The 6,554-nt window shown below is 59.6% G+C and carries 6 protein-coding genes; 3 read left to right on the top strand and 3 right to left on the bottom strand.

All coding sequences use genetic code 11. The features are described 5' to 3' along the window. Window positions 1-2,018: FHA domain-containing protein (locus CAPSK01_RS19360; RefSeq protein WP_034930625.1), on the bottom strand; the 2,018-nt coding region annotated here is incomplete at its 3' end. Between the two features lie 250 nt (window positions 2,019-2,268). On the opposite strand from CAPSK01_RS19360, the gene CAPSK01_RS24050 reads away from it, so the two are divergent. The 3 genes from CAPSK01_RS24050 to thrC all read left to right on the top strand — a co-directional run bounded on the left by CAPSK01_RS24050 (window position 2,269) and on the right by thrC (window position 5,220). Then, entirely contained in the window at window positions 2,269-2,784 is a 516-nt protein-coding gene (locus CAPSK01_RS24050) for a hypothetical protein (protein WP_273704115.1), read from the top strand. A gap of 116 nt (window positions 2,785-2,900) precedes the next feature. Continuing rightward, entirely contained in the window at window positions 2,901-3,635 is a 735-nt protein-coding gene (locus tag CAPSK01_RS19350) for a GGDEF domain-containing protein (RefSeq protein ID WP_273704114.1), read from the top strand. A gap of 109 nt (window positions 3,636-3,744) precedes the next feature. Beyond that, entirely contained in the window at window positions 3,745-5,220 is a 1,476-nt protein-coding gene (gene thrC / locus CAPSK01_RS19345) for a threonine synthase (RefSeq protein ID WP_034930722.1), read from the top strand. 45 nt (window positions 5,221-5,265) lie between these two features. Here thrC and CAPSK01_RS24045 read toward each other — a convergent pair whose 3' ends face one another. Further along, window positions 5,266-5,403: a hypothetical protein gene (locus CAPSK01_RS24045; RefSeq protein WP_171047451.1), complete on the bottom strand. Its 138-nt coding sequence runs from the start codon at window positions 5,401-5,403 to the stop codon at window positions 5,266-5,268. A 269-nt stretch (window positions 5,404-5,672) separates the two neighbouring features. After that, window positions 5,673-6,530: a carboxylating nicotinate-nucleotide diphosphorylase gene (nadC, locus tag CAPSK01_RS19340; protein WP_034930622.1), complete on the bottom strand. Its 858-nt coding sequence runs from the start codon at window positions 6,528-6,530 to the stop codon at window positions 5,673-5,675. Between the last annotated feature and the right edge of the window lie 24 nt (window positions 6,531-6,554).

Here is a 6,554-nt window from a genome sequence, read left to right as displayed (position 1 = left end):
CCACGATCGTCGAAAACTGGCCCGCCACTGTTACCGGGTCCAGTGGCGTTGGCCGTCAGTTGATAGGAATCCGAAGCGCTGTAGTAATCGTCTTTCCCGCCGCCGGCAGTCGTCACCGTGCCGCGTATGACCTTGCCGATGGCTCCGGGTGTGACGGTCGGAACCGGAATGTCTACGATATTCATTCCACCCGGGTCGAGCATGTCTTTCGATTTGCCGGCGAAGAATACCTTGGGCGAAACTCCGGGATAACCCAGCACGGTAATCGGATCGCCCGGTCTGACCTCCTCGTAGCTCGACTCGGGCGCGAGTACGGTCGGTTTGACTGCTGCCGGCGTGTCCACCTTGATCAAGGCCACGTCATGCTCGTCCGAAACCCTGGCGAGTTTGGCAGGAATGCGCAGCTTGTTGTTGGCGAAAGTGACTTCAAGGCGATCATGCCGTCCGGCAACCGGTTTCTGTTCACCCAGAGGCGTTTGCGACCAGACGCTTTTCTCGGGATACCAGCGGTGTTTTGGAACATTTTCGACGGCGACCAATTCCTTCTTCTGATTCAACTCGAGTCGCACTCCCGCCGGTAACATCTGGTAGGCTTTCCAGGGTGCAGCCACATGGCGATTGGTCAGAATGAACCCGTTCTCGGTGACGGCAAATCCGGAACCGGAGTGGCTACCGCCGATCGGCACGCTGTTCTTCTGCGCCTGCGCGGTCAACACCGGCTCCAGGTCGCCTTTCGCTGTCCGCACGTAGGCCGGTTTCCCTTCCCAGGACTGGTGATACAAAGGTTGTCCCGAAGCCAGGTCGATCAGCTTCCAGCTCACTTCGATGTACACCGTCGACCCCGAATACGTGGCAGCAATTTCCTTCGGCGTCATCAGATCCTGCATCGCCTTGACTGTCGACGCAGTCGCTTCCGATTGCGATTTTGCAGCCTGGACCTGGGATGTTGTGGCTTCGATCTTCTTGTCCGTTTCCCGGCCCATGAAGACAAACACGCCAGCCACCACGGCCACCAGGGCCAGCATGGCTGCGATGATGTTGACCATGGACTTGCGCGACTCCACCTTGGTCTGGGTAATCAGCCGTTCCACCGTTTCCTTGCCCACCCCGCGCGCGCCTGCCGCGGTCGCGGAAGACGCGGCTGTCTCGCCACCAGTGGCCGCAGCCGCCATCGGTGCCATCGTCGCCTCGCGGGTCTGCGCAGGCGGAGCCTGGCGCGGGTCGAACTGGCGCGTCGCCCGGAGGGCATCGGCAGGCGGCGGGTCGAGCTGGAATATGAGTTCCGGCCCGCCCGCCCCGAACTGAATGAGGTCACCATGGTGCAGGGCGACATTGTCGCGAATGCGCCCACCGTTGACGAACACGCCATTGCGACTGTTGAGGTCAACCAGCATGAAGCCCTTCTGCTGGGTGTCGCGCTTGATTGTCGCATGATTGCGGCTCACCGTATCGTCACGCTCGGCGTCGTAGGAGACGCTGGCTGCAGGGTCGCGCCCAAAAGTGATTTCGGTCGTTTGCGTGACCGGGAAGGTCACTTCCTGGTTCGCCTTCGAGCCGGTCAGGTGTCTGAGTAGCACGCGTTGCGGGCGTACCTCGGCGTTCGTCGATGGCCCTGGGGAAATTTCACGGGTAGGTGCCGCCTGCCTGGGATCGATCTGGCGCGTTGCCTTCGGAGTCAGTGCCGGTGGCGGGTCCATCTGGAAGCTGAATTCCGGGCCACCGGTACCGAGTTGCACAATGTCCCCATGATGGAGCAGCGTGCTACCGGCGATCCTCGACTGATTGACGAAAACACCGTTCCGGCTACCGAGATCGGTGAGGATGAAAACCGTGCTCTGTGTAGGATCACGAGTGATCCGGGCATGGTTGCGGCTGACCGCATCGTCCCGTTCCATGTCATAGGCGACGGTCGATGCGGCATCTCGTCCAAGCGAGATCTCCGGTACCTGATCAATGGGAAAGCTGATCTCCTGATTTGCTTTGGAGCCCGAAAGGTGCTTGATGACGATACGTTCCATCCGACCATCCTTCCCGTGAATGCCACTCGATTTCATTGATGACCCAACATCAACCCTGTATTCCAGTCTACCTCAACGCTCATTGACGTTCAATCCTGCACATGCCCACACCAGAAATACCTGTCAACGACGCCAGATGGAGAATCCCAGGCATCCGCAACAATGACATGCACACAGATCGCCTGTGCAACTCGCTGTTTGAAGAATTCTTGCCGGGGCTCCGCTATACTGTGCTTGCTGAGCTGATCTGATGTCAGTGCTCGATGAAAGGGAAATCATCAACATGAACAAGAGAACACACCTCTTTGGCCGGCGAACCGGCGTGGGACTGGTGGTGGCAACGAGCATTGTTTCCGCCTGTTACGTGGTGCCTACGACGGGGCCTGACGGCACGGTTCAATATAGTCATTACCCTTTGCCACCCGCAGGAACGCCGCTGCCGCCGCCGGCAGGTGGGGCGACGCCAGCAACGCTCACGGTCAGGCTCTATCCGAGCAATGAACAAGCGACCCACACCGGCGTCGTCAGCGGCAGTGTCACCAACATGATGACCGGCAAGGGCCGCTTCGTGGTCAACTATCTTGGTGAAGTTCTGAGCGGGGAAGCCACACGCGTCTCGAACGAAGAAAAGCGCGGTGTCGCAAGTGCCTACAGCTCGGGCGGCATGTACATGTCCTGCGAGTACCAGATGAATACCCCTCATCAGGGTGCCGGAACTTGCTCGTTCGCCAACGGCGCCAAGTACCAGATGCACATCGGCAACTGAAACAAGATCTCGCCAGTGATCCGTGATGGGTGACAAAAGTCTCAAGATTTCGAGCGAGCATCCGTTTCTGGGAGTATTACTCCCCCTTCACCGACAGTACTGACGGAGCAAGCAAAATGTTCAAGCATGACCACTCATCCCTTGTGCATTCTTCCCGGCGCGCATCCCGCCGCTTGCACCGGCGCCCCATTCTTCCCGCCATGGCGTCGGCACAGCCGCCCGGGTTCCTGCCGGCAGCTTCCGGTCGTGCGCAACACTCGCACGTTCGCCGTTTCGATACCCGCAAACCCGAAGCCACTGCGCTGGAATTACTGGTAGCCGAACTGCGCATCAGCGACCTCGAAAGAGCTTTGAGCGAAGCGCGGGCGGCCGCCCATACCGACGCGCTGACCGGCGCGCTCAACCGTCACGGCTTTGCCGAAGCCTACCAGCGTGAAGCGGCGCGCTCACGCCGCAATCACAGCTCTTTGGCGCTGGCGCTGATCGATCTCGATGACTTCAAGCGGCTGAATGACACCCTCGGACATCAGGTGGGCGACGAGGCCCTCGTTCATCTGGTCAAGGTTATTCGCTCGGCGCTACGTCCATCGGACATTCTCTGTCGCTTTGGTGGCGAGGAGTTTGTCGTGCTACTGCCTGAAACGGCACTCAACCAGGCGACCAATGCAATTTCCCGTTTTCAGCGGCAGCTCGCCGCACAGGCCATCCCGGGCCAGGAAATCGTCCTGACCTTCAGTGCCGGCGTCGTTGTTCAGAAAAGTGGCGAATCGCTTGAGCAGTCGATTCTACGTGCCGACGTGGCAACCTACGCGGCCAAGCGGGCAGGCAAGAATTGCGTCGTCACGGGCTGAACTGCCCCTGTGTGGAGACCCAAGGAGTCGGAGACCCGAGCACGTACCGATGTCAGGGAAAGAGCATGGTAGACTGCTCTCCATCCGCTTCTTCCATACGGTCATTGCCATGCGCTATATCTCGACTCGAGGTCACACCGCCAACTCACTGAATTCCTCTGGTCACACATTTACCGAGATCCTGCTCGGCGGACTGGCGCCGGATGGCGGCCTCTATCTGCCCGAGACCTATCCGCAAGTCAGCCGTGATGAACTGGAGCAATGGCGGCACCTGTCGTACGCTGATCTGGCCTACGCCGTGCTCTCCAGGTTCATCGACGACATCCCCGCCGCCGATCTGCAGGCTTTGCTGGCCAGAACCTACACTGCGGGGGTTTATTGCAACGGCCGCAGCAGTGCGCAGGCGAGCGAGATCACCCCCTTACGCTGGCTCGAAAGGCCGGATCCTGCACACGGCGAAGGCGGACTGGCGATCCTCGAACTGTCCAACGGTCCAACCCTGGCTTTCAAGGACATGGCTATGCAGTTGCTCGGCAATCTTTTCGAGTACGTACTGGCCAGGCAGGGTGAGGAAATCAACATCCTCGGCGCCACCTCGGGCGATACTGGTTCATCGGCTGAATACGCGATGCGCGGCAAGAAAGGCATACAGGTGTTCATGCTCTCGCCGCACGAGCGGATGAGCGCTTTCCAGCGGGCGCAGATGTATTCGCTGCACGATGCGAACATCCACAACCTCGCGGTACGCGGCATGTTTGATGATGCCCAGGACATCGTCAAGGCGGTCTCCAATGATCATGCCTTCAAGGCAAAGTACAAGATCGGAGCGGTCAACTCGATCAACTGGGCACGGGTTGCCGCACAGATCGTCTACTACTTCAAGGGGTATTTCGCAGCGACTACCGGCAGCAACGCCCGACAGGTCGCCTTTGCGGTACCCTCAGGCAACTTCGGCAATATCTGCGCTGGCCACATCGCGCGCATGATGGGTCTGCCGATCGGTCGCCTGGTTCTGGCAACCAACGAGAATGACGTTCTTGACGAGTTCTTCCGTACCGGCGTCTATCGCCCGCGGGTTGCCGCCGAAACCTGCGCTACTTCGAGTCCGTCGATGGACATTTCGAAGGCATCCAACTTCGAACGCTTTGTCTTTGATCTCGTGGGTCGCAACCCGGCCATGGTTCGCCAGTTGTGGCTGGAGATCGATGCGGGCCGCAGCTTTGACTTGTCCGGAACGTCATTCTTTGCCAGATTGCCGGAATTCGGTTTTGTTTCCGGGAAAAGCACACACGCGGATCGTCTGGCAACGATCCGCCGAACCTTTGAAAAGTATGGCCTGATGATCGACACGCACACCGCCGATGGGCTCAAGGTCGGTAGCGAGTTACGCACACCTGGTATGCCAATGATCGTCCTCGAGACGGCCTTGCCGGTCAAGTTCGAGGAGACCATGGTCGAGGCCCTCGGCCGGAAACCCGAACGGCCCGCCAGTCTGCAGGGTATCGAAAACCTGCCACAACGAGTTGCGGTCATGGACGTCAGTGTCGAGGCAGTAAAGCAATTCATCGAGCAGCATCTGAGCTGATCCTGGCCAGGTACCCATTCCCGACCGCGGATGGAGAAGCCCGCCCTAGAGATAGATGACGGCCGGAAAGACGGCGACCGCGAGCACTAGGACCAGCCATTCGAGATTATGTCGCGCCAGGAATCCCGTGAAGTGCATGATCAGAATCGAAATCGCCAACACGTAAAACAGCGCAAATAGCATCGAACTCCCCCCTCCTGTTATTTCGCGCAGACCACGACTTCCAGCCTGCTTCGTATCGCTCGAGCCAGATTATATTACCGCCTTGTGTCGGAATTCCCGTCAGCGATCGCGCGGCCGAATAACCGCTGCCTCAGGACAAGACCGCTCACGCTGTGCCGACGGATGACCCCTGACGGTCATGACCTTGCCAGGCACTCCCGATCATGAAAGTCATGACCGTTTGCCTCGCCCGGAGGGGAGATTCGTGAGTCGCTGATGCAACTTCCACATCAAGCCTGGAAACGCATTGACAGATCAAGGGCGCGGACATCCTTGGTCAGGCTACCAATCGAAATGCGGTCCACTCCGGTCTCGGCGATGGCGCGCACACTCTCCAGGCTGACGTTGCCCGACGCCTCGAGAACGGCACGACCGGCGGTAATCGCTACGGCTTGGCGCATCTCGTCAAGACCCATGTTGTCGAGCAGAATCATTTCCGCACCCGCATCGAGAGCCTGTCCCAGCTCGGCCAGGGTTTCGACTTCGATCTGGACGAACTGGCAGCGACCGGCCGCGTTCTCGGCGATCTGCCGTGCGGCAGCCAGGGCTGCGGCGATGCTGCCGGCGGCAAAAATGTGGTTTTCCTTGATCAGAATCCCGTCATAGAGACCCAGGCGGTGATTGCCACCACCACCGCACCTGACCGCGTACTTTTGTGCCAGGCGCAGACCGGGAATCGTTTTGCGCGTATCGACCACCTGCGCCCTCGTACCGGCGACCAGGTCGGCGTATTGCCTGGCTTTGCTGGCAACCCCGGAAAGCAGTTGCAGGAAGTTGAGCGCACTGCGCTCGCCGGTGAGCAGGGCGCGCGCAGGTCCCTCGATTTCGCAAAGCAGTTGATCCGGGTTGATGCGTTGGCCATCATCCACCTTCCAGGCGATGGCGATCGTCGCATCGATCCGGGTGAAGCAGCGCTCGAACCAAGCGGTCCCACAAAGAATGGCATTTTCACGGGCAATCACGGTGGCGCGCCGGATCTCGCCGGCAGGAACCAGTTGCGCGGTCAGGTCGCCGCTCCCGATGTCCTCGCTGAGCGCGGCCGCGACATTGCGCTCGATTTCCGTATCCAGCATGGCTGCAAAGGTCATGACAATTCCCGTACACTAAGAGCT

Source organism: Candidatus Accumulibacter vicinus (assembly GCF_000584955.1).
In the GTDB taxonomy this organism is placed as follows: Bacteria; Pseudomonadota; Gammaproteobacteria; order Burkholderiales; family Rhodocyclaceae; genus Accumulibacter; species Accumulibacter vicinus.
This window is presented reverse-complemented; position numbering and strand designations above follow the sequence as displayed.

Excerpts from the sequence above, each read along its gene's own strand:
- CAPSK01_RS24050 (WP_273704115.1), top strand. The coding sequence starts at position 2,269 with ATGTCAGTGCTCGATGAAAGGGAAATCATCAACATGAACAAGAGAACA.
- CAPSK01_RS19350 (WP_273704114.1), top strand. The coding sequence starts at position 2,901 with ATGTTCAAGCATGACCACTCATCCCTTGTGCATTCTTCCCGGCGCGCA.
- thrC (WP_034930722.1), top strand. The coding sequence starts at position 3,745 with ATGCGCTATATCTCGACTCGAGGTCACACCGCCAACTCACTGAATTCC.
- CAPSK01_RS24045 (WP_171047451.1), bottom strand. The coding sequence starts at position 5,403 with ATGCTATTTGCGCTGTTTTACGTGTTGGCGATTTCGATTCTGATCATG.
- nadC (WP_034930622.1), bottom strand. The coding sequence starts at position 6,530 with ATGACCTTTGCAGCCATGCTGGATACGGAAATCGAGCGCAATGTCGCG.